Here is a 25,223-nt window from a genome sequence, read left to right on the forward strand (position 1 = left end):
CACCAGCTTCACGCCGCGCAGACCGCGACGGGCAAGGTGCGTAGAAAGTCGGTCCAGAAGACTCAGCTTCGGAATGACCGATCGCCATGCCGAGCACTTCGCGCCGGCCATCGCTGTTAACGCCAACGGCAATGATGACCGCGACAGAGACAATGCGACCGGCTCGCCGCACTTTGATGTAGGTCGCGTCCATCCAGAGATAGGGCCAGTCGCCTTCGATCGGACGATCGAGAAAGGCCTTCACCCGCTCGTCGATCTCCACGCACAGTCGGCTGACCTGGCTCTTTGAGATACCACTCATGCCCATGGCTTTGACCAGATCGTCCACCGACCGGGTCGAGATCCCCTGGATATAAGCTTCCTGGATGACGGCCGTCAGTGCCTTCTCTGCCATACGGCGGGGCTCCAGAAACCCTGGAAAATATGTTCCCTTGCGCAGCTKGGGGATCCGCAGCTCGACCGTGCCTGCCCGCGTCTCCCAGTCCCCGATCCCGATAGCCGTTGCGCTGCGCGAGGCGCTCGGGATCCTTATCGCCATAGGCCGCGCCCGTAAGGTCGCCCACTTCCAGCTCCATCAGCCGCTGCGCGGCAAAGCCGATCATATCGCGTAGAAAATCGCCGTCGGCTGTCTTCCCAACCAGGGCGTGCAGGTCCATCTTGTCATTGGTCATCGGTGGTCTCCGTAAGTTGAGTCTCGCAACCCAAACTTATCCGAAGTTCGCCGGTGACCACCCGCGAAACTGACCGGCCGCTACAGCGCTTTATCGATGAGCGCGCGTCCGGTCAGCTTCGCTACCCTCAAAACCTACACCACGCGCCGGAACACGACCGACCACACCTAGAAGATGCCAGCGGAGCGGGTCTGCAAGAAGGATCGAGCTTATGCGTGAGGTAGCAGCCATCGAAACAGGCTAATGGCATCTTCAGCGATTGGGAATGACCGCAAGAGGGGCGACCACCGCCTGACGGAAAACCCCTCGACCAGCGTTGTCGGACACTTTCTCAATCCGACAGTGATTCTCGGACATGTGATTGGCGTCAGGCGGATTGTGCCGCAACACCACAATATCCTCAAAAACACGCCTTATCGCAGCCATGATCTTCAACATGATATTCATGCTATGACGATCATTCGACACGCGATCTTTCCTGGAGACACAGCGGCGGTGCTGAGCATCTGGCGTGAGTTTATCGCCAATTCCCCGGTCAATCTCGATTATCAAAACAACGATGCCGAGTTCGCCAACCTGCCCGGTAAGTATGCACCGCCGAAAGGATGCATTCTGCTTGCGGATCGGGAAGGCGAAATTGAGGGCTGCGTTGCGATGCGCCAAGTCACTCCCGAAATATGTGAGATGAAGCGCCTATATGTTCGTCCCCATGCTCAAGGACGCCATCTTGGTCGCGCCCTCGCCGAACGCCTGATCCAAGAAGCTCGCGCTGTTGGCTACAGAGAAATGAGGCTCGATGTGCAGGCGAAGTTCGTCCCCGCGCGCAAGCTGTATGAGGCTCTCGGTTTCGTCGCGGCTGAGCCGATATCCTTCAATCCGGTTCCCGGCGCGTCGTTTCTCGGTCTCTACCTCTAGCCGATACGATAATTGATCTCGGTTTGGTGGCCGTAAATCAGGTGTTGCCGTCAATGTCGGCTTCGGAGCAAAGCGAGAGGCCGGTCAAATGACCGGCTATGGTCGGCGGTATACCGGCAACTTTACCCGGTTGCCGGTTCGCTGCCGAATATGAACGAACGGCGGATTTCAGGAAGGTGACGGCAGTGCTGGAAAGCCGACCGCTCAAGATTGCGACATCATTACCCTAACCGTGCAACTTACCGGCTCCTCAGCCTTAACGGCTTCCTTATGACATACGGCGAGTCTGTCGCGGTTCTCACGAGCCAGGTCGGCGGCGTCCACAATCACCCGCCAGCCTTCGGGGTTACCGGCACGCATGAGGCGGATACCGGCATCCCATAGAGATGGCTCGCCCAGCGTGCGACGGGCAACCCGTTCCGGCCAGAGCCAGCTTTGCGGGCCGATGCTGGCCGCCCAGCCGGGATAGATCATCCACAGAAGCGACACGGCAAGTGCAGCGCCACCGCCGCAATAGAACATCTGCCAGCGCTGTCCCAGCTTGGTCCTAATGATGCCGACCGCACGCATCTGATCCGCATGGGCTTGATGATGCAATTCCAGCGATTTTTTGATGGTCGCCTTATCCGTCGCTCGTGCGGCATCCGCCGCCACGTCAATCCGCTCCGCCATGCTCTCTGGCGTCAACTGCATGGCGGGCGCGTCCATGATCTTCTGCGTATATCCTGCCAGCGTCGCGAGATAGCCGTTCATCTTGGCAAGCGTTGGGCCGTAGTCGGGAAATTCGAGGCTCTGCTTCTCGATGGCGATATGCTCAAGCGCGCGGGCCATCACCGCCATGCGCCCTTCAAGCCGTTCCTCCATAGCGGCGACGCGCTCCGAGAGATGCGCGAACGCCTCGGCGGCGGCATTGGGCCGGGGTTCCGGTTCGTTCAAAAGGCTCTGCTCGTCGTCCATATCGTGGTCTCCTTGGGTTAGCGGCTCATGCCGCGACTGATGTCGCGTCCGTGATCGAAGGGGATGGAGGATGCGAGGTCGTAGGACAGGCTGCGGCCCGCCTGCTGGCCAATCTCAAGCCCAAGCTCCCGGCTGCGAAGGCCCAGCACAGATTCAAGCTGGGCGTCGCGCTCAAGGCTTTTCGCCATGCCCGCCATCTGCTGCGCCGCACTTTTCGCGCCCCTGAAATTGCCGTCGCGCACAAGCTCGGCATGATGGCGCTGCAACTGCTGCCACCCTTCCACGAACCTGTCGGCCCGCTGGAAGGGGTCCATGCGGATTTCGGTCTCCAATTGCATCGCCCGCACGGCGGCCTGACCACGTCCCTCTGCGGCCTCGCGCACTAGCTCCGGGCTGCTGCGGAACGCGCTGTTTAGGTCGGACGAACCTTCGGGGCGGATCGCGTCCAGAGCATCGCGCGCCCTGTCGAACGCCTCGCGCTGGTGGGGCATGGTGTCCAGACCTTGCGCGCGAGTCGCCTGGATCGCGTCGAACGCCTTGGCGTAGCGCTCCACCGCGCCGCGCACGCCGCCAGCCCGCATCGGCTGCATATCATATTCGGGCTGGTGCTGAACGGCCCGCTCCTGCGCGGCCGGTTCAGCCTTGGGCTGGAAGCCCGCAAATATGTCGCGTTCTTGCTGCGGCGGAAGGTTCGGCCGGAAACTGTCGAAGATACCCCGCGCTTTCTCGACCATGGGCCTGACGATTTCCGCGATCCGCTCGCCGAACGTGATGCCGCGCCGTTCGGCGAACTCCTTTACAGGGTCCGCCTTTTGGTAATCGGTGGCCATGTCCTTGCCGCGCTCGCGCGAAAGCGTGCGAACAAGCCGGGACTGATCGCGAAAATCGTCGCGGCCGTAATGAAGCGCCATGCCCTCCCGGTGGCGGGACATGGCGACATAAGCCCCGTGGCGATCCATCCCCGGCGTCGCCAACACATGCGCCCTGTCCACGGTCATGCCCTGCGCCTTGTGGATGGTGGCGGCATAGCCATGGTCGAGGTCGCGATAGTCTTTCGTGTCGAACGATACGACACGCCCATCATCGGTGCGGACGGACATATGGCCTTCACTCACATGTTCGATGGTGCCCAACGTGCCGTTCTTCACCTCCAGGCTGCGCTCGTTGCGCAAGAACATGATACGATCGCCAGAGGCGAATGGACGTTCGCCGCGCTCGGTCTTCACCTGGCGCTCGTCGCCCAATTCGCCCGCATTGCGCATCGCCGCGCGCGCTGCCTCGTTGAGGTCGCGCACCTCTGCATTGGTATGGGTGAGGATGATGCGGCTGGCGTCGGGCTTGGCCTGCCGTTCGCGATCCCAACGCTCGGCCAGATCGCGCCGCGCATCCTCGCGCGTATCGGCCTGATGCACCATGCCCTTGTCGGCATAGGCAGCAACGGCCTCGCCGGTCCTGCCCGTGGCCAGATGGCGGGTAGCAACCTGTTGCCACTCTTCATGCTGGCGGCGAACCTGCGTGATCTCGACGCCGCCATGGCGCTCATGGATCGCGCGAAACGCCGCGCCCGCTTCGATCGACTGCAATTGCTGCGGATCGCCGACCAGCACGACCTTCGCGCCAACGTCGGCGGCATGGGACAGCACGCGCTCCATCTGGCGCGTGCCGACCATGCCCGCCTCATCAATCACGAGCACATCGCGGGCGGTTAGAAGATCGCGGCCTTGTGCCCAGCTATGTTCAATACTGGCGATGGTGCGCGACGCGATGCCGGAACCATTCTCCAGCCCCTCGGCGGCAATGCCCGCAAGCGCCGCGCCGCGCACGTTGAGGCCAGCGCTTTCCCACACGTCGCGGGCTACCCCCAGCATGGCGCTTTTGCCGGTCCCGGCATAACCCAGCACCAGTGACAATCCGCGCCCTCCCGTTATATGGCGCAGCGCGGCTTCCTGCTCTGCTCCCAGAGCAAGGCCACGACTCTCGGCGGCGCGACTGGCGTAGGTCGCCGCCGCCGAGCGACCATCGCTCCGGTCCATCGCAAGCCTGTCTGCTGCGCGGCTCATCCGCTGTTCGGTCTCAATCATCTCCCGCGACGTGAACCGCTCGTCGCCGCGCCCGTCCTTGCCCAGCGCGATCAGCTCCGGCGAATTATGCACCGCGCGCATGGCAGCGTTGAACTGCTCCTGCCCGTCGCTGTGCCGGTGGATGAACATCGCCATGTCGCGGTTGGTGAATGTCGCCTGTTGGTGAGTAATGGCGTTAAGGGCAATTCCAGGATCGGCGATGATGCGTTCGCCATTCTCCCGTGCGATCTCACGGTGCATCTCGGCGCGGTCGGCTTCCAGTCCCTGGCCATCCATCCGATGCGCGGGGCCGCCGATCTTGCTTTGCGGTTCTAGGTCGATGCCCTGATCGGCAAGGCTGCGGCGATCGATACGCGCGTCTATGTCGAGTTCGGCCAGCCGCGCGTTGACGTGGGTCTCCCAGCGTTCGCGCCAGCGCTCGACATTCTCATGATCGTTCCACTCGCGCACCTTCGCCCCGAAGCCAGCCGTGCCGTCTTCGCGCTGCACGACCTCCCGCATGGTGAGCATGACATGAGCGTGCGGCTTAGGCTGGCCGGCCGCGCCTATGTCCCAATGCACGTTGAGGTCGGCGATCATGCCGCGATCAACAAACTCGGCAGACACGAAATCGCGAGCCAGTTCGATGCCCTGCGCCTTGGTCATTTCGCGCGGAATGGCAAACTCGACCTCGCGGGCAAGCTGGGCGTCCTTGCGCTTCTCGAATGCCTCGACATCATTCCAGAGGCGTTCGCGGTCGCACCATTGTTCGGGCGCACCTTCGGGCAACATGATTTCGCTATGCTCGACGCCGGAGCGGGCGCGGAAATCTTGGGGCCGGTCTAGGCGCTCGTCGTGCAGGCGGTCGCCCGCACGATAGGCGGCGGCGGAGACGGCGGAGCGACCCGCCGCGCGACTGATGACCTGAACGGAAAAATGGAAGATCGCCATGACGATCGTCCATCTACTACGCTCCAGCGCACGTCGGAACGACGTATAAGCGCGCCCTTCTCGAAAATTTCTCGGACGGGACTAGGCGGTGTCAGGCTGTCCCGGCGACTCTACTGCGCTTGCGGAGGGTTCTTCTTATCATAGCGCCATCGTCACTCAATGGAGACCTTACGATGCGCAAACCCCGCGATTTTGATTCGGAACTAAAGCCTTGGCCGACAAGGCCAAGGCGCTCAAGGAGCGGCGCGTGCGCCAGCTTGGCGAGCTGGTGACGGCGACCGGGGCGGATACGCTCGACGCTGATATGCTGGCCGGGGCGCTTCTCCATGCCGTCACGGTGAAGGACGCCGCGACAAAGGAGGGCTGGCGCAAGGCGGGCGCAGGCTTCTTTCTCGGCAAAGGTGGCAAGCCTGCGGGCGGACCTTCTGGCCAGCAAAGCGGCACTCTCCCGCTCGACGGCGGCGCGGCATCGGCTTGAAGCTCAGAAGGCGCGAACCGACATGCAGGATTGGGCCGTCGCACGCCGTGAACGCACGCGGCATTTGATCGAATTGGGCGGCCTCGTCGTCAAGGCCGGGCTAGTCGATCTGACCGACGATGACCGCGCCACGCTTTACGGCGCGTTCCTCACAGTTGCCGACCGGCTGCGCGGAGAGGAATGCGCCAACGCACTTGCCATCTGGAAGCGCAAGGGGAAGCGCGGGTTCACCGCAGAGGACGCCCGAGCAAACGCAGAAATAAATCGCTGAGGCGGGGCCGTCCCGACGATTGTGCAGTGGCATAAAACTGAACTATTCCACTGCATGGCTGCCGATGACTGCCGGAATGCACGCAAGCTTCCCGGTTGCGGGCACATCGACAATGATTTCCTGCCAGTGATGGTCGAAGCTGCCTAGCCAGCGTAGGATACGCGCCTGCATATCCAGCCGTTGCGTTCACTCGCGCATGGCGACCGACGGCTATCGGGAGGCACGCTTCTGGGCCTTATTGATCAACGTGCGCCGCTCGGTCTCCTCTGCGTCGCGCGCCATTTGTTCCCAACGTTCAGCAGAATGCTCATGCTGCCGTCGCCGGTTGGGGAGGTCCGCCTTCGAAGCCGCGAGGCGCTCGCTGGCGGCGTTCTGGTGGTAGAAATCGGCGGCGCTCATGTTTCCACCTCGCAAGTTGATGATCCATTACCCGCGGCTGATGGCGAGGCGTCACAGTCCCCTCTCGCCGCTCTGCGCAACATGGTTGATTGCCAATCATAGCCGTTGTCATGCCACAGGTAAAACCAGGGTCGCACCATCGCAATCGACCGCTCCCTGATGGCAGCATCCGTCATGGCAAGCGACTATGCGGCGGATAAAGCATCTCTGCCGCATACTCTGGCGCATCGGTCACATGCGAGGCCAGCGCGCTGCCCTAGTCACCTGAATCCGAAGTTCGACTCATTGCTTTTTGGCAGAATCGTTTGACGGAGGCGAGGATATCGTCGGCGGATTTGACCCACTTGTAGGGCTTGGGGTTTTCGTTGTGCGCGGCAATGAAGGCGGCAATATCAGCTTCGAGTTCCGCCGTTGATCTGTGGACAGCGCGTTGCAATTGCTTGCGCGTCAGCTCGGCGAACCAGCGCTCGACCTGATTGATCCAAGATGCCGACGTTGGCGTAAAGTGCACATGCCAGTGCGGACGACGTGCGAGCCAAGCCTTGATCCGAGGCGTCTTGTGGGTCGCATAGTTGTCCATCACAAGATGGACCTCGGGACCTTCAGGCATCGCCGCGTCGATCTGCTTGAGAAAGTCGAGGAACTCGGTCGCGCGATGCCGCTTGTAGCATTTTCCGATCACGGCCCCGGTGGCGATGTCGAGCGCGGCGAACAGCGATGTCGTGCCGTTGCGAACATAGGTATGAGTGCGCCGCTCGGGCATGCCGGGCGCCATGGGCAGGACTGGTTGCTCGCGATCAAGGGCCTGGATCTGCGATTTCTCGTCCACGCACAGCACGACCGCGCGGTTCGGAGGCGACAGGTAAAGGCCCACAATGTCTTGCACCTTGTCGACGAACAGGGGATCGCTCGACAGCTTGAAGGTCTCCGACCGGTGGGGCTGAAGACCGAATGCACCCCAAATCCGGCGGATCGTGGTATGCGATAGTCCGACCTCGGCCGCCATCGAACGGATCGACCAATGCGTGGCGTCCTTGGGCGTGGTGTTCAGCGTCCGCTCGATCACCTGGGCCACTTGCGCATCGCTCACCGTCCGCGGTCGGCCTGCCCGATATTCGTCGGTCAGCCCTTCAATCCCGCTTGCGCAAAACGACGACGCCATTTGCCAACCGTGTGCTCGTGAACCCCGAGCCTTTCGGCAACCTCCTTACTCTGCAAACCGTCCGCGCACAGCAACACCATCCGGCAGCGGTCCGATAACGAGCGCGGCGCCTTGTGACGCCGAACCTGCGATTCCAGAAACGTGCGATCTGTCGCACTCAACTCGACAACATCTGCCTGACGACCAACCACCGCATGCCTCCTGCCAATGCAGCGGCATATACAATGAAGCTTATTTCAGTTCCAGGTGACTAGATCGAAAGCTCAAAACTGTCCGGCAACGCTTCAATCAGTTGGTAAGCCTCGACCGGTAAAAAGGAGGCATGCCCAGCCGAATAAATCGCCGCGTAGCTTCGCGAGAGAGCGTATTCCTTCGGGGAATGGCGACCGGCTTCACTGCCGCCGAGCCGTCGGTGCATCGCGTGCGGAACATATCTGCAAGAGGCGCTTGCATCGATGGCGCTGGACATTTGAAGGTTGGACAGACGCTGTTACTCGACATCGGGCGCCTGGAAGAAATCGCGGCCACGACCGTTTGGGTCAGGGATGAATTGGCAGGATTGCGGTTCGCCAAGGACATCGATCCGCTGGAAGCGAAAACGCGAGGCCAGGCCAGTCCACCGCGCGGCAAATTCAGCCAAGGGTGATGCCAATGTGCTGCTCGGTTCCCCGTGGTGACGTCCTCGGAACCAGGGAAGGCCAGGCGGGAAGGATGTAGACGAACAATTCGCCGAGCCGTCCGAACAAAGCGTCGCTTTCTGCTTCCATCGGCCCCTATTCCGATGGAAGGAATGGCACGGTTGTGTAACAATTGCATCGCATAGCGGTGAAAGAACACATAGGAGAGGGATGGAAGGTCAGCCGGTGAAATCGGCCATTTTGCTACCTTATTGAGGTATGCCTGTGACATTGCCGCCGCCCAACGCTGGACTGCCCTTCGGACAATGGCTCGCTGAGATTGCTGAGGTAAATGGCGACTTACAGGGGCTGATCATGTTTTCCAGGGCCGATCCGCTGTTCCCACGCGATGGCGAACCCGACGCCGTGCGCTCCCGCCTCCAATCGGTCTGGGCCGATCAGGACTTGCTGCCTGTTGTCGATGAAGCCGAGCGACTATGGCGTTCGACGCGTCAAGGCGACAGTAGCGGGGTTACTCCGTCCGGCAAACTGCGGAAATAGCGCTGGTCGCTCTCTGATAACAACGCTTCGTTAATCACTTTTTCATGATTATACGCAAAACCATTAATGCGTCCTTACGGTCCCCACCAGGGCGTGCTTCGATCAGACCCCGGCGCTCCCCCTTCTGTGGCGTCGGGGTCAACCGATGTGGAATTGATGGCCGAATATCTTGTTTCCTGCGTTCAGCGCGATCTAACAAAACTGAATCACCCTTTGCACCGCCTCGGTGGTCGAGATCACGAAACCATGCAACGGTGGAACCGAGATGTCTCGATGGTCATCGACCTGATCCGAAAGGGGGATGACAGCTTCTGGCTACAGATCGGCGCCAATCTCGTCCGGATTGAAGTGGCTGAGAAACCGCGAAGGCTTGTGTTGAGTGATGGGTTTGCGATAGATGCCCTGCTGAATCTCCCCGGCTGCTTATAGACCCAATAAGTGCCCGTGTTGACAGGATCGGCGAGATCCTGCGAAGCCTTTCTTTGCGGGGTCAGTCACAAAGCAAGGCTTCGCAGCCCGGCATAGAGCGGGGGCATTAGCGCCGGGACAGCGCCCCTAGAAGACGGCAGATGAACCGTTTATGAAAGGTGGCGAACCGATTCCGGCACCACGATAATTCGATACTGCCCAGCTTTCCTCGATCATGACACCGCTATATGCGTGAGAGATGCCGAAGCTGTGCGAAACACTACCAGTGCCATGGGATGCTTCGGCCATAGTTGGCGTAAGGCGATCACGGGAAGGGGAGTATACGCCCGAACTGGTCGGCCTGTCGCTCAACCAGGCATTGGATCATGTTATGAACCCCAGCCACCCCATGCGGATAAAGTTTTGTATATGGGTGCGATGGGGCGCTCGGGACCTCCAGATCGAACGCCGCGCTATCATGAAACTGGCATCGGCTCCCGATCGCCCTCAGATACTGGCGATAGATATCGGCGGTGCTCACGTTCCAGCCGCACAAGTCGGTGATCCAGACCAAAATCCCCTCTAGCATGATGCATGCGATATTGCTCGCTATGGGCCTATCGTTCATTCCCGGTCATTCAATATTCATGCACGGCAGCTAAAGGAGGTCCGGCGAGGCCCCACAACTTGAGGACTGCATCCGGTGGGGCCTCGTTCCTTGCAGCGCCGAAGGGAGCAAACGCCCCACACTGAGGAGTCATCATGCATCGCTGATAATTCGCGGCATCGCCCGCAGTGTGATGCCTGACGAGCAGCCTCGCCTCGCCTTTTCCGTGATATGTCGCTCAGGTCGTCAGATCCTTTGCCAACGCTCCGGCGCGCAACCATTGCTCGAACGTCATGGGTTGCCGATCCAGAGCACGGATCACATAAAGCATCCTGCGACGGACGACGACGGTCAGCGTTCTCATGCGTCTGGCTATCTGCCGGTGACTGAGGCCATCGACGCGATTGAGAAGGAAGGTTTCGAGAACCGGCGCGGGTAGCGTCTGGAGAAAGGCGATGTTGACGATCAGGTCATCATCACGCCCGCTATCCCAGGCCAGCGGTTCGCTATGGCCCAAAGCGCGCAAGCGCTCCTGGCACGAGGCGCGATAACGGCGGCGCAGGTCGCTTTCGGCAGGCGCGATGTCCGTATTTCTCCAACGCTTCGACACGCCGCCATCCAGCATCGCGGCGATCATGCCCAGCGCTTCGGCCACGCATGCCTGAACAGCGCCGTTGCTGACGGACAAGCGGCAAGCGATTTCGGCGTAGGAGAGGTCGTCCACGCGGTGCATCAGGAAGATCACGCGCGTGACGACCGGCAGTCGCGCCACGGCGGCGTCATAGGCTGCGCGCAATTGGTGGGATGGCTCACCCATGCGCAGTCTCCCCGATGGCGGTAGCTCTTGCATCCAGCCATGCGTTACATCTGGTTTCCACCAGATGGTTCAGCGCTGCGGCACGCTCCATCGCCCAAACCAGTTCCTCCGGGTTGATACGGAAGTTCCGGCCGTAACGAACCTCGACATAAGCGCGACGAATGCAGCCGAACACACGGCGCTCGAACAGGGTTTCGCGTGGCCATGCCTTGGCAAGTTCCCTATCCAGTTCTTCGGCCACTTCGCGCAATTCGTCGAGCGCGTGGGTGCGTAGCCCGTGCAGGGTGAGCGACCAGGCCACACACTGATAAAGATGCTCGCAGGCCTGATGCAGCAGCAGCGCTGCCATCGGCATATTGTCCCGCCCTTGATAGAAGGCTGCACCCAACAGGAAGTCTGTCGCACGGCCATGCCAACGGGTAAATTCCGCTTTCCCACGTTCATGATGGCGGGCGGGGGGCAATGTGCGCGGCGACTCCAGCCGGGCGCTGCTTGCCTCATAAAGCGCGATGCCCTCGGTCGCGATCGTGACAAACCAGGGCACGCCATGAACGAGCGCGTGGTTCACATGGCTCAGGCCGTGTACGCAGAGCCGTACCGGATGCGAGATCTCGCCCAATTCCCACGCCCGGCGGAGCCGATCCCGCGCCGCCGTCCAATCGTCTCGGCGGGCGGCGAGTTTGTTGTGGTTGACGATCGCGAGCAACCGGATCGGCGCGGCGGGAGGAGCGAATGCCCAATGCTGCGCCGCATGATGGCCATAAAGGATCAACTTGACGATATGGCCTGATTTGTAGCGTTCAGCGCGCTTGCCCGCGAGCATGGCGTCGAACCCCTCGAACAGCAGCGCGGCAATTCGGCGGACCTCCTGCTGCATGGCAAATGGCAGATGGTCGAGATCGGTGCGCAACATCATGCGTCCCTCTCCCCCGGCAGGCCGGTGTAGCCGGTGATCCGTCCCACGGCGTCGAGCAACGTCGCGACTGTCTCCACGATCTCGGCGGGCGGCATCACGGTGAGCACGGCGCGCGCCTGATCGGGCGTTCGTCCTTGACGGTGATAGCGCGACAGCGGCGGGATCAGCCGCGCCAGTTCCGGCGAGGGCGGCGGCATTCCGTTTGCCTGCGTCTCTTCCAGCCCCCGCTCAAGATCGAGGCCGATATGCTGGCGGTTCCACTCGTCGGAACAACCTGCGCGTAGCAGGACCGTCTTTAGCGCAAACTCGCTCGCATAGGCCGCTTCGCGCACGACTAGCGAGGGACGATCGCGCGCATGTCCCTCTACCATCAGCCCCACGAAATCCATTGCGCGGCGATAGAATGTCACGGCCAGGATGCGGTCGAAGTCGCCGGGACGGTGATAGAGGTCGAGATTATGGCGGGGATGCTGGCCAAGGCCGGAACGCAGGGACTGGGGCTGTGCATCGTCGCCAAGGCGGGCCAGCAATGCGCCGAACGCCTCCGACAGGTGCATTTCGGCTTCGGCGGCGCTGGCGTCCAGTTTGCGCGCGATCCGGGCGAGGTCGAAACCACGGCGGCGGTATTGGGCGAACGCCGTGCGCTGCGGCTCGTCCAGCGCGTCGGCCGCAGCCGTGATCCGGTCATGGATCGTTTGGCGTTCTGCACTCCTTGGCGGGTCCATCGCCCGGTCGAAGAGAATGATCCCGTCGTCATAGCGCTTGGCCAGCCAAGGGTTGGTAAAATGGAAGCGTTCGGCCTCGTCGATGGTGAAGACGGAAAGCTCGGCCGCTACTGCCCGACCCAGTTCCGATTTAAGCACGGCCTGGGCGCGTCCCCAATAGCGCTCCAGTCCCTTATAGGCCTCATGATCGACAAAGCCCCAGATGTCGAAGACAAGCGGCTCGTTGCCCCATTTGACCGGCTTTCCCGCGTCGGCATGGTCACCGACCAGCATCAGCCAGTGCATCGTCCCGCGCCTCGGCGCGCTGCTGCGGCGATCGACGAAATAGGCGCGCAATATCCTTACAGTGCGTTCCATCGCCATTCGGCCGAAGGCATCGAAATGAAGCATGCGTGCCGGGACGCGCTCGCGCATCTCATTGTGATCGAGCGTCGCGCGCCGTTGGTCCACACCATGGGCAAGCGCATCATGGTCGTCGTCCATAAGAGACCTCCACTCCGCATCCATGGCGGATGAGGCGGAAGCGACGGGGTGGATGCGGCAATGGTCCCGAACTCCCGCGCGCTGGGCGCGGGAGCCGCCGGAACTGCTAACATGCCAGAGACATGCGCCGCCGCCTTTGACCCGAAGGTTTGGACATACGCGACGGCATCCCGGAAAACGAGGTTTCCGAGTTGGTTCTCTGGGCAGGATTAGCAGTCCTGGCGCTGCCTTTTGCGCAACGCGCGGACAGCTTATCAAAAAATGGGTGCGAAACAAAGAGGGGACAGGATTGGCGGTTTGTAGCCAACCGTCTGTGGAATGTCGTTCTTTGGTTCCAGCAAGAAACGAACCGCCCCGGCTTGGCCGGGGCGGTTTTTTCAAATCAGGATCGATCGTGCCCGTCCCGGTCGCGCGCTTGCGGACGCGAGGAACCCGGAGGCGAAGCCGCCTCCGGGTCGGGCAAGGTCAGGCGGCTTTGGCCATTGGCTGCGCCTTCTTTTCATCGGCGGCTTTGGCGGTATCGAACAGTGGCGCAATCGCATTCCACCGCTCGGCACTGCCGACGCCGCCCCGGTCGGTATAGGTTGACGGGGGAAAGGCCATCCAGCGCGGCACCCAGCTATCCACTTTGGCGCGTCCGCCCGTTCCCGCAAGACAATCGCGCACGATCTGGCGCTGCACCTTGACGCTCTCCCCGGCATTGGCCGTTGCCACGGCATCGCCCGCGACCTCCGCGACAATACGGCCGATCACTTGCTTGTCGCGGATGCTATCGAGCAGCGCATCATCGGCCTGCCAGGCCGCCGCCATATCGACGCGGAGCAATGCGCCCACCAACTCGACTATCGCGCTTCCTGCCGTCAGCGTCTCGCCCATCACGATCGCGAGGATCGACAGCACCGCCTCATCGGGCAATTCCAGCAGATGGACGAACAGTCCCGGCAGGCCATCGTCGCCCGCATAGCCACCCGTGACGGTCGGCGTGTCGGGATCGAAGCCCAGCAACGCCAGAACCTCGCGCTGTCTGGCGTCAAACATCGCTTCCGAAACACAGACCTCCACGCTCTCGGCGATGGCGTCCGTGTTGGCGCGCTGCTTCTCCACGTCCAGCCGCCACATCGGCGAACCGACAATGGCATGAGCCACCATCAGGCGTAGCGCCATGGCAGGCTGTGAGAGCAAGGAGGCGCGCACAGCGGCATGGCGGTGCAAATCGACATAGTTCTGGATCGGCGCGCTGATTTCCGGGCGCACCGGCTTGGTTCCGGCGTCGCCCCCTTCAACATGCTTCTCGCGCCTCCGGGCTTCCTTGGTGGTCAGATACCCCTCATGGAAGGTGACTTCGCCGCGATGACTGATGGCGACATAGACCTGTCCGCCTTGCTTCTTCGGGCAGCGCTCATGCTCCCATGTATGGAAATAGTCACCGCGCTCCATGACGACGACCTCCGGCCATCTCGTTTCGCGATAGGATTCCACCCGGTCCTCAACTGCCGCCATCTGCGCCGTCCAAAAGTCGGCGGGACAAGCGAAATAGCTGTCCTCGCCGAACAGGTCGGAAACGACCTCGCCGGAATAGGTGGCAAGGTCGAACAGCGCGACCTTGGTGGAAATGGCCGCGCCACCCATCAGCCATGATTTGAGATTCTGGCCCATTGGGGCGTGATCGTTCTCACTGTCGAGCAATGCCAGCCAATCCCGCTGTTGCCCCTTGGTGGCAAGGGTCAGGTGCCGGACAGTGACGGCATCGATCCTGTCGGCCCGATAAAGATTGCGGATTCGCGGCATGAGATTGCCCAGCGCGAGAGTGCGCTTCACCTGCAAGGTCGTCAGACCAAAGGTAAGGGAAATGTCCTCCACATTGCGGCCTTCCCGGACCAATCGGGTGAAGGTTTCGCATTGGGTCATCTCGTCCGGGTCCAGACGTGCGATATTCTCTATGAGCGAGGCTTCCAGCGCCGCCGCATCGTCGCCCGCTTCCATGACGGCGCAGGGCAACGGGTCGATGCTCCCGCTTTCCTCCGCGACCGCCAGCGCGGCATGATAGCGCCGCTTGCCTGCTACGATCTCATAGGTGTCTGGCGATCTATTCTGGCGAACGATCAGCGGCACGAGGATGCCCCGCGTGCGGACGGAGGGCAGGATATTGGTGAGGTCGGGAGCCTTCCTGCCACCGCGCATGTTAGCGGGCGAGACCGAGAGGCAGGCGATGTCGATATGCTTGAGTTCCATGTCCTTTACTCCTTGCCAAAACACCGGCCCCGGAATGCGGGGTGGGCGGCAAGAGCGACCGGAAGGCGCGTCGGCAGAGGCGGGCTGCACCTGCAAGGCTGAAACGAAGAGGAAGACCCGGCACCGCCGGGTTGCGGCCCGCCGCGACGGGCCTAGAGGGTAGCGACGCCCACACCGCTTGCCGGAACCGGTTGACGCCATCGCGCGCGCGATGTCCGCATGGGGATTGGCGTGGCCGGTCCCCTGCGTCATGCGATCGTAGCGCCCTTGGGCGACGAGACGGCGCGCAGCGGCGGCTCGGTGGAGCGAAGCGGAATAGAGCGCGGCCCGTGCGGAATGCGCGGGGACGCCCGCCATCGGTTCATGAGGACAAGCCCTGCCATGGCGACCTTGCAGCGAGCTGTTGTAAGGGCGGGCTTCCAATCAATTCCATGTTGGCAGAAAGCCCTGTGTGTTAAAGTCAGGCAGGCGCGAACATGCACTATCCCCGACGTAGGCTTACCCCGCTGGGAGCCACGACGGAATAGATTGGCATTTCATCTGCGTTGCATCGCACGGATACGGCTGAGCGGGCGACGGTTTGGGACAGTAATGGCACTTCGCAGCACCGTGTCGCCCAAAAGGAGATTGGAACTGTTGGATGTGAAGCAGCCACGGAAGCGAGCGCGACAGGCTCAATGCGCTGTCTGCGGGCGGCGTATGTCGGGAAAATGGGCTAAGCTGGATGGAGTGATGACCCTCATGCCTCGTTTTCACAGCAGGATTGGTGGTCGCGCCTGTCCAGGAACCCGCCAAGCCGCAATTCTTCTCGATCATCTATGTGCGGATGAGGCGGGCCATTTTTTGACCCCATGATTATGGGGTAACTGCGGTGAAGATCACCCGTTCTTTTGTGGCGGTGAATGGAAGGCCCCTTAACCCGCGCAGCCTCGACGCCTGCTTGCAGCGTCGATAGCTTTTACCGGTTCCCGCCACATCTCTTTTATCGCGGCGATGGTGGTGGGGACAAATCATTCTACAGCGACGCGCAGCAATGGCGCAGTCGGACGTTTTCGGCGCGTCAATTCGGCCTGCGCGGCTGTAAGGCAGGAAGCGCCCCCATCATGCCAACATAGCAGGCGCGCTCGGCAGTTTTAAAACACAATTGGAGGAATTAGCGCGATATTGGCGCAGTCGGCACTTCAGTACCCGCGCCCTTGCGGGGTGGGATCGTTTGAGGCAGATTGATTCGCGACGGGCAGGCCATCGCAAAGGACGATGGATATGCCAAATACATCATAGCTCAGACGATCTGCGGGGACCGGCGAGCGTAAAAAGCGTGGCAACCAGGCAACAGCGCCTGAGAAAATGCGCATGGGTAATGAGGCGGGCAAATTCCCGCCAATTCCCTCTACGTCCGCCGGTGTCCCTCACCGTCCCTCTACAGCCCTACGACATGTATCCGGGTGGCCTGACAGGCTGCAATGGGCGTCTTGTCTTGCGCGGAAACTCCGCCAATTCTGGCTTTAGGGGGCTTTGGCAACGCATGACTTGAAAGCTCTCTTATGCCGAACATCGATCGCATAATTCGCCTCAAAACCGTTCTCGACCGCACCGGCCTCTCCCGGTCCACCATCTACCGCAAGATCGCGGAAGGGACTTTTCCACGCCAAGTGCCGATCAGCATCCATGGTGCTGGCTGGCACGAGTCTGCGGTCAATCGCTGGGTCGCCGATCCTGCCGCTTACCGGCCGGACAACGACAATCCTCCATCGCTTGGGAAGTCCAGTCATGGAGAAGGGTGACAACGCCGCGCCACCCAATCGCCTGACCGCCGCCAACGATAACGGGACGGGCACTGAGTCGCCCAGCGTCGACATAGACACGGCGCTGATCCGCATCGCGGAGGCCATCGGCCGCCATATTGCGCGCCAGCATATTCGCGCGTGCAGGGCGGCCAATGACAATGAGCCGTAAAGATCGGAATGATGGAGTCATTGACATCGTCGCTATTCGATGGCATATAATCCATCATGAAGGCGGAACCGTTGCTCAACGAACGTCACCAGCTTGATGCGAAGTCCTTTGTGGAGCTTCGTATCTGGCGGGTGCCGCAGCCGGTGAAGGGATCGATGCACGATCTCAAATATGCTCTCGCCTATATTGTCGATGGCATCTGCGTGCTGCGTTACGACAATGAGGCGGGCAAGGGCGATCATCGGCATGTCGGCGAGATCGAAACGGCCTATGCCTTCACGACGCCCGCCACATTGCTGGCGGACTTCTGGAAGGACGTAGACCAATGGAGGCCAGAATGAACATCGTTACGCTCTCCGTCGCCAGCCGCGACGATGTGACGCGCCGTGCGCTTGCCGCTTTCGAAGGCGAGGCCCAGGGCGCGCATCATAGCTTCGCCAGTCCCGATCTGCTGTGGCAGACGCTCACCCGCAAGCGCTGGGATTTGATCCAGGCGATGACCGGCCAAGGCGTCATGTCGATCCGTGAGGCCGCGCGGCGCGTGGGCCGGGACATGAAGGCAGTGCATGGCGACGTGCAGGCGCTTATCAGCGCTGGTGTAATCCATAAGGAGGGGCGCGGCATCGTCTTCCCCTATGATGGCGTCCATGTCGATTTCATGCTGACCAAGGCTGCCTGACGGCGGAACGGACCGTAGGAGCTTTTCTCATGACCCGTATTGCCCTTTACGCCCGTTACTCGTCGGACCAGCAGAGCGCCGCGTCGATCGAGGATCAGCTTCGCATCTGCCGCGAGCGCGCCGAGCGTGAGGGCTGGCATGTCATCCACAGCTATCAGGATGCCGCAATCTCAGGTGCGAGCATGATCCTGCGTCCGGGCATTCAATCGCTACTCCAGGACGCACAGGCGGGTAAGTTCGATATCGTCGTTGCCGAAGCGCTCGATCGCGTGTCGCGCGATCAGGCCGACGTGGCGACGCTTTACAAGCATCTCCAGTTTGCCCGCGTCCCGCTGGTGACGCTGGCCGAGGGCGAGATCAGCGAACTTCACGTTGGTCTCAAGGGCACAATGAACGCCCTTTTCCTCAAGGACCTGGCGAAGAAAACCCATCGCGGACAGCGCGGGCGGGTGGAAAAAGGCTTCTCAGCGGGGCCGGTGGGTTATGGCTACCGCAATGTTCGGCGGCTTTCGAGCGAGGGTGAACTGGTGCGGGGCGAATGCCGGATCGAGCCGTCAGAGGCGCCCATTGTGGATCGCATCTTTCGCGAGTACGCGGCGGGCAAAAGCCCGCGCGCCATCGCGCGTGACCTAAACCGGGACGGCATTCTCGGTCCATCCGGCCGCGCTTGGAGCGACACGACCATACGCGGCAAGCCTAACCTGGGCATCGGTATCCTCAACAACGAGATGTATGTCGGCGTGCGGGTCTGGAATCGCAAGCGGGCCGTCAAGGACCCCCGCACAGGACGGACCGTGCGGCGTCCCAATCCCGAATCCGAATGGGTCCGGGTCGAAGTGCCTGGCCTGCGAATTGTCAGTGACGATATGTGGCAGGCGGTGAAGCGGCGACGAGATGTGCTGGTCGAGCAATATAAGCCGATGATCGATGGCTTTCATGCGGCGCAGGCGAGCCGGATGCACCTTGGCCGTCGTCCCGTCACTCTGCTGTCGGGCCTTGTCGAATGCGGCATGTGCGGGGGCACGGTGGGCTTGGCGGTCAACGGGCGCTTTGGCTGTATCAATCACCATCGCCGCCATACCTGCGACAACAACCGCACCATTCGCCGCGAAGCGCTGGAAGAGCGGGCGCTTGCGGGTCTGCGCGAACGGCTGGTGTCGCCGGAGAAGGTGCAGGCGGCAGTCGCCGCTTACGCCGAACATATCAACCAAGAGAACCGCGAACACCAGGCGCAGGTCGAAGCCGACCGCCGCGCCCTGGACAAGATCGAGCGCGCCATTGCCGGGATCATGACGGCGATCGAGGACGGGCTGTACCAGCCCACGATGAAGGCCCGCATGGCGGAACTGGAGCGGCAGAAGGCCGAAATCGCTACCCGCATGGCGTCGGCCCCGCAGGCTGTTCCAGACGTTCATCCCGGCATCGCTGGAATCTACGAACGGGAGGTAGAGCGATTCACCCAAGCGCTCGAAGACCCGGAAACCCGGCTCGACGCCTCCGACGCCATTCGGTCGCTCATTCACCGGATTGTCCTGCATCGTGGCGACAAGTGGGGCGAAATCCATGCCACGCTACACGGCGCCCTCATGGGCATCCTCGACTTTGCAAAGGAAACCCCTCGACCCGCCCCCGTTGTTACGACAAAGGTGGCTCAGGGTTCGCGGGAGAGGCTATGAAGACTTGGCAGCGTGCTGCCTAGTCGCAGTCGATGAGGGTCTTTCTGTCTTTCTGAGGGCGCACCGGACCCGAAGCAAGCCCCTCCCCCAACCTTCAAACGAGGCACGTGACTCGTTTGAACCCGTGAAGACGGGAGAGGGCTAAAGGCAGGCAAAGCGCGACGCCGCCTTAAGCCTAAAATCCTCCCCTGTAAGGGGAGGGGGACCACGAAGTGGTGGAGGGGTCTTACCCCATCGATAGGGCAACACCCCTCCGTCAGGGCTACGGCCTGCCACCTCCCCTACCAGGGGAGGATGACTGAAACCGACCATTTGTTGCCGGTTAGAATGTCGAGGCGGCTTCCCGATTGCAGACATACATAAGCGATGCCATCGTGCGGCGCATGACAAATGAGCAAGAGCAGAGAGCAGCGGACGAATGGCAGACAGCCCTAGTAGAGCAACCCTTCTGATGTGGGGTGTCCGTCTTACAAGCTGCATTGTTGCAATGTTGCTACCAGACGTCGTAGCGGCGCAGGACGTTCAGCCGTGGGCAGGCTACACCACCCAGGGTCTTGGTGAGACCCGCGCGCCTTGGCAGTTCAAGTGGGACGATCCCGAGAACGAGTGGCTGAGGATCAGCACTGATAGTCAGAAGGCAACCTGGTTCCTCCAGCTGGCCAGCGATCTAACGGCCAAGGACCAAACCAAAAGCGCGCGTCGTGTGTGGCTCAAGATTGATTACAGCAAACAGCTGAGTGAGCGCGCAAGGGACTCGAAGGCGCTGTGGGTCATCAACTGTAACGACCAAACATTCACGGTGCGAAACCAGACTTGGTATGCGCCCAATGGGGTCGTACAAGAGACACGATCCTACCCGACCACGGACATCATCCCGGAGAGCATGGCCGCGACGATTGCACGCCGGGTCTGCTCTCAATGAAGGTGTTAACGACGGGCAAAGCCGTCTGGGGTGGTGTCGCGGCGCTCTTGCTCGCCGGTGTGCCTGTCATGGTCGAGAAGACACCAACCCAAGTTTATGAGGGCCTGAAACCTTGGTTCCCTCTCTTCTACGGGCTTGCTGGTATCGCTGCCGTCTTTGCCGTGTTTGCGCTCGGTTATAGCCAAGGACGATCCAGCAAAGAATTGAAGGGTGATCTGCCCATCGTCACCGAACCCGCGAAGGGGCGAGCGATCAAGGACCTGATCTACGCCGCAAACCAGATTGCCTCGATCCTCTTGGAGCAAGGCGCGCTTCGCGTAGGTGCCCTGGAAGCCAAGTATCCTACTCTGGAACGGGATCACGAGGCATGGCACGATGATGATGCCCGCGTGGCACGAGACGATCTCATGGCTATCGCGCGTTATTGTCGAGACCTTAGAGTCGTGAATGGACCGGGGTGGATGGCTGGCCCTGATGCGTCGGGCGACTTCAAGCCCGAGGAGCGGGCCGAATACCAACCGACGATCGAGCAGCGCCGCGATCGGCTAGTGACGCGGCTCAGGGAAATGGATGCAGTATAAAGAACGCGCTGAACTTGGGGTTGCTCGTCTAGCCATAATCTCGGTTTCGACACTGCGGAGTGTCTGCTTTTCTAGCTATTGGCTCAAATAGCTGTCGGTCAGAAAGCCACCCCTTTCCGTCATCCCAGAGCAAGACCTATCCGAGCGGACATTCCCAAACCCTATTCCCCTTCCAATGTAGGATTTCCTCTGATCTATCGTGACGGATGGACCCGCACGCCCTCCGCGCCAGCCGCCCCCTACCAATGCCCCCAAAACCGTCGCGCGGCTGTGACCCACCTGTCGCGTCCCCGTCGCATGGGCGGCGCGTGGCTGTGACCTTGCAGCGGCTTCGCTGTCGCGTCGGCGGTACGTCACCATGGCTATTGCGCCCACAACCCCGGCAAAACCCACCCCAGCAACGGCGTGAACTTCACCCCTGTGACCCTGATCGCCGATTATTTCGCGCGCAGCGCCGTCGCGCAGGCCGCCGGATCGACGTCCGATCCGGTCGGCGTTCGTGCGTCCACATGCGTCACCACCGGCTCTTTCCCGCGCGCGGGCGAATAGAGATAGGCGTCGAGCACGCAGCGGCCATTGGCGAATTGCAGCTTGCGCACCGTGGTTTCGCGAATGTCGAGCCGGGGCGTGCCGAACATCCGGGTCAACGCGCCTGCATCCGACCCCATCAGCGGGCCTTGCTTGGTAAAGGCGCTGGCCGGGGGACCGGCGGGGGCGGGTGTGCCGGTGCGCGGCACCACCGTGCCCGCGCCACAGGCGGCAAGCGGCAGCGACAGCAGCGCCGTCAGCACGAGACGCAGGGATGTCATGCGGATTTCCTTTGGCCATGCAGCATATGCACCGCCATAGCCGCGCTCCAGATCGGTGCAAGCAGGTTGACCAGCGGCACCAGGAAGGCGATCGCCGACAACAGCCCCATCAGCCAGCGGCTGCCCCGCCCGATCGGCGGCAGCGCGGGATGACGCGGCTCGACCATATCGGCCATGTCGCGCCCCAGCAGATAGGCGTTGAGCGCCAGGAACAGGGCGATCGTCCCCACCCCGGTCACCAGCAGGAACAGATAGGCGGGCAGCGCCAGCAAATTCCACCCCAGCGCCCGCGCCAGCGACGCCAGCGCATAGCGTCCGCTGCGCCCCCAGCCCACCGGCCGCGCCGTAGCGGCAGCGGCGGGATAGGATTGGCGCTCGACCGCTTCGATGATGTCGTCGGCAAACAGGCCCATCACCGCCATCGCCGTCGCCCGGAACAAAAGCCAGCCAAGCGCCACCACGGCCAGCGCGGTCACACTCGCTTCGGCCAAACCACCCAAGCTCCCGGCACTCCCCCAGCCGAAATGCAGCCGCAGCGCATGAACGCCCGCCCATATGCCCCCGCCGAGCGCCGCGAAGATCAGCAGCGTCAGCGCCAGCGTCTTGAACAGCAACCGCAATGCCGCGCCATGGAAAAGGGAGGGGAAAGCGCGCAGCGCAGCCATCAGGATCATAAGTCCGACTATCCCCGCCCCAATCCCGTCCGTCAATCAGCCCCGTTGCACCAGGCAGGCCGCACCTATAGAGACGGCGGGATTTTTCGCTCGTCCATCCGCCCCAAAACCAAGGAATTTGCGTGACCTCTCCCGCCCCCACATTGGATGTCGTCGCGATCGGCAACGCCATCGTCGATGTCCTCGCCCGCAGCGACGACGCCTTCCTCGCCGAACATGCGCTGACCAAGGGCGGCATGCAGTTGATCGACGCCGACATGGCCGAAACCCTCTATGCCGACATGGGCCAGGCCAAGGAGATCAGCGGTGGATCGGCCGCCAACACGCTGGCGGGGCTCGCTGCGCTCGGCAAACGCTGCGGCTTCATCGGTCAGGTCAATGACGATCAGCTGGGCGACGTGTTCGCGCATGACGTCCGCGCCCTTGGCATCCGCTTCGACACGCCCGCCGCCACCGGTGACATGCCCACCGCGCGCTGCCTGATCCTGGTGACGCCCGACGCGCAGCGCACGATGAACACCTTCCTGGGTGCCTCGCGATTCCTCCCCGAAGCCGCGCTCGACCTCGACCTCATCCGCTCGGCCGGCATCCTCTATCTCGAAGGCTATCTCTGGGATCCTCAGCAGCCGCGCGCCGCGATGCGCGCCGCAATCGACGCCGCACGCGGCGCGGGGCGCAAGGTCGCCTTCACCCTGTCCGACAATTTCGTGATCGACCGCCATCGCGCTGATTTCCTCGACCTGATCGACAAGGGCCAGATCGACATCCTCTTTTCGAACGAGGGCGAAATCCAGTCGCTCGCCGCCGTCGATGGCTTCGACAAGGCGCTGGCCCTGTTCGCGGACAAGGTGCCGGTGCTGGTGTCGACCCGCAGTGAAAAGGGCGCCGTCGCGATCGTCGATGGCGTCCGCTACGAAGCGCCCGCCGCCCCTGTGACCGAGATCATCGATACGACGGGCGCAGGCGACCTGTTCGCCGCAGGCTTCCTCGCCGCCCATATCGACGGGCGTAGTGTCGAAGAATGCCTGGCGCTGGGTGCCGCCGCCGCCGCCGAAGTCATCTCCCACTGGGGTGCCCGCCCCGAAGCCGATCTCGGCATCATCCGCGACAAGCTCTTCGCCTGACCGAACAGAAAAACGGAGGGGTGTCGCCCCTCCGTCCGTTCAATCCACCTTCTTCTTGCGAAACAGCGCCCGGTCTTCGGACTCGAAGCCCCAGCGCCAGATGACGAAGCCATAGGCGCCCAATATCGCCCAGATGCCGACCGCCAGTTCGACCCACTCGAACCGCTGTGGCAGGGCGACGAAGCCCGCACCGACCAGGCTGGCGACCCCGGCCGCCGACAGCAGCGACCAGCGCCACGCGTTGACCGGCGCGTCCAGCAGCCGCGAAAGCAACCGCGCCTTGACGAAGGCCCCGATCCCCAGAGACAGGCACAGCGCCAGCGACGGCGCGGCCGCCACCCACATCGGCGGCAATGCTATCGCGCGCGCGCCCAGGATCAGCGCGAAACTGAACCCCGCCTGGCACGCGATCATCCCCAGCGAAATCATCAGATTGCGGTGCCGCGCAATATAGACCAGCGCCGATTCGCTGACGACGGCGGTGGCCGCGATCACCTCGGCCAGCAGCAGGAAGCCCAGCGCCCCGGTGCCGCCGACGAAATTGGGGCCGACCAGGCCCATCACCGCTTCGCCCGGAATGGCGAGCGCAAGCGCGATCCCCGCCTGCGCCGCGATGATCCAGAAACCCACCTGGCTCACCTGCCGCGCAATGCCGGCCAGATTGTTTTCGGCCAGGTTGCGGGTGATCACCGGCCCCAATATCGGGTCGAAACTGGTCTTGAGTTTTTGCGGCAGCGACGCGACCTGCTGCGCGACATAATAGATGCCGATCACCGCCGGGCTGACGAACAGGCCCAATATCGCCATGTCCAACCGGCGCGATCCCCATTCCACGCCATCCGCCGCCGCCAGCGGCAGGTTGCGCCGGGCCATCCGCCATAACCGTGGGAAATTGGGTCGCCAGCCCGTCGGCAAGCCATAATGGCGCACCATCGGGATCAGCGACGCGATCAACGCCGCAGTCATCGCCATGGCATAGGCCATGATCAGGCCGTCCCGCCGGGAATAGAAGGAAAAGACAAAGACCGCGATGCTGATCGTCCAGGGTTCGATGATCGCCCGCGCCCGCACCGTCGCGCCGACATCGAACCGATAGGCGCAGGCCGCCAGCGCCACGTCCGACCCGGCGACCGCGATCACGATCAACGCCAGCAGTCGGTCGAGGCCGTTGATGCCGCTATTGGGGAACATCGCCTGCGGAAAAACGAGCAGCAACCCGGCCCCCAGCAGCGACGCGGTCAGCGTCAGCACCATCGCGTCGGTCACGACATGATTGTGCGGCCGCTCGGTCTGGCTGAGCGCGCCCGCCAGCCCGCGCTTCAGCCCCAGCGTGGCAAGCTGCGCGACGAATTCCACCACCAACACCGCATAGGCGAAGCGGCCCAGCGCTTCGGCACCATAGACGCGCCCGGCGATGAACAGGAAGGGCAACCGCGCCGCGAGCCGCAGCAGGAAGCCGAAAATATTGGTCCGCCCGCCCTTGGCCAGGGCGGCGATATCGTCCTGATCGCTCTGCGCGACGGCGGCAGCCGATAGGGACGGACCCGTGGGAGTATCTATAGACAAGTGGAT

22 protein-coding genes and 3 pseudogenes are annotated in these 25,223 nt (G+C 62.2%); 13 read left to right on the forward strand and 12 right to left on the reverse strand.

All coding sequences use genetic code 11. The features are described from left to right. Positions 1 to 671 (reverse strand): annotated as a pseudogene (locus BF95_RS26465) (IS256 family transposase); the annotation flags it as partial. Between the two features lie 243 nt (positions 672 to 914). Between BF95_RS26465 and BF95_RS14055 the strand changes: the two are divergent. Continuing rightward, a complete protein-coding gene (locus tag BF95_RS14055) occupies positions 915 to 1,586 on the forward strand; it encodes a GNAT family N-acetyltransferase (RefSeq protein ID WP_235209758.1) in 672 nt (223 codons plus the stop codon). A gap of 204 nt (positions 1,587 to 1,790) precedes the next feature. On the opposite strand, the gene BF95_RS14060 is transcribed toward BF95_RS14055, so the two are convergent. Beyond that, a complete protein-coding gene (locus BF95_RS14060) occupies positions 1,791 to 2,543 on the reverse strand; it encodes a DUF6118 family protein (RefSeq protein WP_043152041.1) in 753 nt (250 codons plus the stop codon). Positions 2,544 to 2,560: 17 nt separating this feature from the next. Further along, the gene (gene traA, locus BF95_RS14065; protein WP_043152042.1) at positions 2,561 to 5,554 is read right to left on the reverse strand and encodes a Ti-type conjugative transfer relaxase TraA; all 2,994 of its coding nucleotides are present in this window, start codon (positions 5,552 to 5,554) and stop codon (positions 2,561 to 2,563) included. A 173-nt stretch (positions 5,555 to 5,727) separates the two neighbouring features. Between traA and BF95_RS14070 the strand changes: the two are divergent. Both BF95_RS14070 and BF95_RS14075 read left to right on the forward strand, forming a co-directional pair. Continuing rightward, positions 5,728 to 6,032 (forward strand): annotated as a pseudogene (locus tag BF95_RS14070) (conjugal transfer protein TraD). Positions 6,033 to 6,054: 22 nt separating this feature from the next. After that, entirely contained in the window at positions 6,055 to 6,303 is a 249-nt protein-coding gene (locus tag BF95_RS14075) for a conjugal transfer protein TraD (RefSeq protein ID WP_043152043.1), read from the forward strand. 210 nt (positions 6,304 to 6,513) lie between these two features. Here BF95_RS14075 and BF95_RS14080 read toward each other — a convergent pair whose 3' ends face one another. After that, complete coding sequence (locus tag BF95_RS14080) at positions 6,514 to 6,702, reverse strand: hypothetical protein (RefSeq protein ID WP_043152045.1); 189 nt, start codon at positions 6,700 to 6,702, stop codon at positions 6,514 to 6,516. A gap of 256 nt (positions 6,703 to 6,958) precedes the next feature. Next, positions 6,959 to 8,055: pseudogene (locus tag BF95_RS14085) on the reverse strand (IS630 family transposase). A 131-nt stretch (positions 8,056 to 8,186) separates the two neighbouring features. Between BF95_RS14085 and BF95_RS14090 the strand changes: the two are divergent. Both BF95_RS14090 and BF95_RS14100 read left to right on the forward strand, forming a co-directional pair. Next, entirely contained in the window at positions 8,187 to 8,510 is a 324-nt protein-coding gene (locus BF95_RS14090; protein WP_152542731.1) for a PilZ domain-containing protein, read from the forward strand. Between the two features lie 688 nt (positions 8,511 to 9,198). Next, positions 9,199 to 9,471 (forward strand): hypothetical protein, encoded by a 273-nt coding sequence (locus tag BF95_RS14100; RefSeq protein WP_152542732.1) that lies wholly within the window; start codon positions 9,199 to 9,201, stop codon positions 9,469 to 9,471. A gap of 824 nt (positions 9,472 to 10,295) precedes the next feature. Here the strand turns inward: BF95_RS14100 and BF95_RS14110 are convergent. The 4 genes from BF95_RS14110 to BF95_RS14125 form a co-directional block, all read right to left on the reverse strand. Then, the gene (locus BF95_RS14110; protein WP_043152048.1) at positions 10,296 to 10,874 is read right to left on the reverse strand and encodes a sigma factor-like helix-turn-helix DNA-binding protein; all 579 of its coding nucleotides are present in this window, start codon (positions 10,872 to 10,874) and stop codon (positions 10,296 to 10,298) included. Then, complete coding sequence (locus BF95_RS14115) at positions 10,867 to 11,790, reverse strand: DNA-binding protein (RefSeq protein ID WP_051520030.1); 924 nt, start codon at positions 11,788 to 11,790, stop codon at positions 10,867 to 10,869. The genes BF95_RS14110 and BF95_RS14115 overlap by 8 nt, the downstream gene beginning before the upstream one ends. Continuing rightward, the gene (locus BF95_RS25655; protein WP_051520031.1) at positions 11,787 to 12,998 is read right to left on the reverse strand and encodes an RNA polymerase sigma factor; all 1,212 of its coding nucleotides are present in this window, start codon (positions 12,996 to 12,998) and stop codon (positions 11,787 to 11,789) included. Before BF95_RS25655 ends, BF95_RS14115 begins: the two co-directional genes overlap by 4 nt. Before the next feature lie 465 nt (positions 12,999 to 13,463). Further along, on the reverse strand, positions 13,464 to 15,230 hold the full coding sequence (locus BF95_RS14125; RefSeq protein WP_043152049.1) for a ParB/RepB/Spo0J family partition protein: 1,767 nt from the start codon (positions 15,228 to 15,230) through the stop codon (positions 13,464 to 13,466). A gap of 1,544 nt (positions 15,231 to 16,774) precedes the next feature. On the opposite strand from BF95_RS14125, the gene BF95_RS14130 reads away from it, so the two are divergent. The 7 genes from BF95_RS14130 (at position 16,775) to BF95_RS14160 (ending at position 21,044) form a co-directional block, all read left to right on the forward strand. Continuing rightward, on the forward strand, positions 16,775 to 17,014 hold the full coding sequence (locus BF95_RS14130) for a helix-turn-helix transcriptional regulator (RefSeq protein ID WP_043152050.1): 240 nt from the start codon (positions 16,775 to 16,777) through the stop codon (positions 17,012 to 17,014). Then, entirely contained in the window at positions 17,001 to 17,186 is a 186-nt protein-coding gene (locus BF95_RS14135) for a hypothetical protein (RefSeq protein WP_043152051.1), read from the forward strand. Before BF95_RS14130 ends, BF95_RS14135 begins: the two co-directional genes overlap by 14 nt. Positions 17,187 to 17,242: 56 nt before the next feature. Then, positions 17,243 to 17,527 carry a toxin-antitoxin system TumE family protein gene (locus BF95_RS14140; RefSeq protein ID WP_043152052.1) on the forward strand — a complete coding sequence of 95 codons (285 nt, stop codon included), beginning with the start codon at positions 17,243 to 17,245 and terminating at the stop codon, positions 17,525 to 17,527. Then, entirely contained in the window at positions 17,524 to 17,865 is a 342-nt protein-coding gene (locus BF95_RS14145) for an HVO_A0114 family putative DNA-binding protein (RefSeq protein WP_043152054.1), read from the forward strand. Before BF95_RS14140 ends, BF95_RS14145 begins: the two co-directional genes overlap by 4 nt. A 29-nt stretch (positions 17,866 to 17,894) precedes the next feature. After that, positions 17,895 to 19,541, forward strand: coding sequence for a recombinase family protein (locus tag BF95_RS14150; protein WP_043152055.1), 1,647 nt, complete (start codon positions 17,895 to 17,897; stop codon positions 19,539 to 19,541). A 487-nt stretch (positions 19,542 to 20,028) separates the two neighbouring features. Continuing rightward, positions 20,029 to 20,463 carry a surface-adhesin E family protein gene (locus BF95_RS14155; protein WP_043152056.1) on the forward strand — a complete coding sequence of 145 codons (435 nt, stop codon included), beginning with the start codon at positions 20,029 to 20,031 and terminating at the stop codon, positions 20,461 to 20,463. Then, positions 20,460 to 21,044: a hypothetical protein gene (locus BF95_RS14160; protein ID WP_043152057.1), complete on the forward strand. Its 585-nt coding sequence runs from the start codon at positions 20,460 to 20,462 to the stop codon at positions 21,042 to 21,044. The genes BF95_RS14155 and BF95_RS14160 overlap by 4 nt, the downstream gene beginning before the upstream one ends. Positions 21,045 to 21,481: 437 nt before the next feature. Here the strand turns inward: BF95_RS14160 and BF95_RS14165 are convergent, their stop codons facing one another. Both BF95_RS14165 and BF95_RS14170 read right to left on the reverse strand, forming a co-directional pair. After that, on the reverse strand, positions 21,482 to 21,853 hold the full coding sequence (locus BF95_RS14165) for a hypothetical protein (RefSeq protein WP_043152058.1): 372 nt from the start codon (positions 21,851 to 21,853) through the stop codon (positions 21,482 to 21,484). Further along, positions 21,850 to 22,527 carry an EI24 domain-containing protein gene (locus BF95_RS14170; RefSeq protein WP_043152059.1) on the reverse strand — a complete coding sequence of 226 codons (678 nt, stop codon included), beginning with the start codon at positions 22,525 to 22,527 and terminating at the stop codon, positions 21,850 to 21,852. The genes BF95_RS14165 and BF95_RS14170 overlap by 4 nt, the downstream gene beginning before the upstream one ends. A 122-nt stretch (positions 22,528 to 22,649) precedes the next feature. Between BF95_RS14170 and BF95_RS14175 the strand changes: the two genes are divergently transcribed. Beyond that, a complete protein-coding gene (locus BF95_RS14175) occupies positions 22,650 to 23,651 on the forward strand; it encodes an adenosine kinase (protein ID WP_043152060.1) in 1,002 nt (333 codons plus the stop codon). Positions 23,652 to 23,690: 39 nt separating this feature from the next. Here BF95_RS14175 and BF95_RS14180 read toward each other — a convergent pair whose 3' ends face one another. Beyond that, on the reverse strand, positions 23,691 to 25,217 hold the full coding sequence (locus BF95_RS14180; RefSeq protein ID WP_443018369.1) for a lipopolysaccharide biosynthesis protein: 1,527 nt from the start codon (positions 25,215 to 25,217) through the stop codon (positions 23,691 to 23,693). Positions 25,218 to 25,223 lie beyond the last annotated feature (6 nt).

The sequence above is a fragment of the Sphingobium sp. Ant17 genome, from assembly GCF_000588875.1.
Taxonomy (GTDB): Bacteria; Pseudomonadota; Alphaproteobacteria; order Sphingomonadales; family Sphingomonadaceae; genus Sphingobium.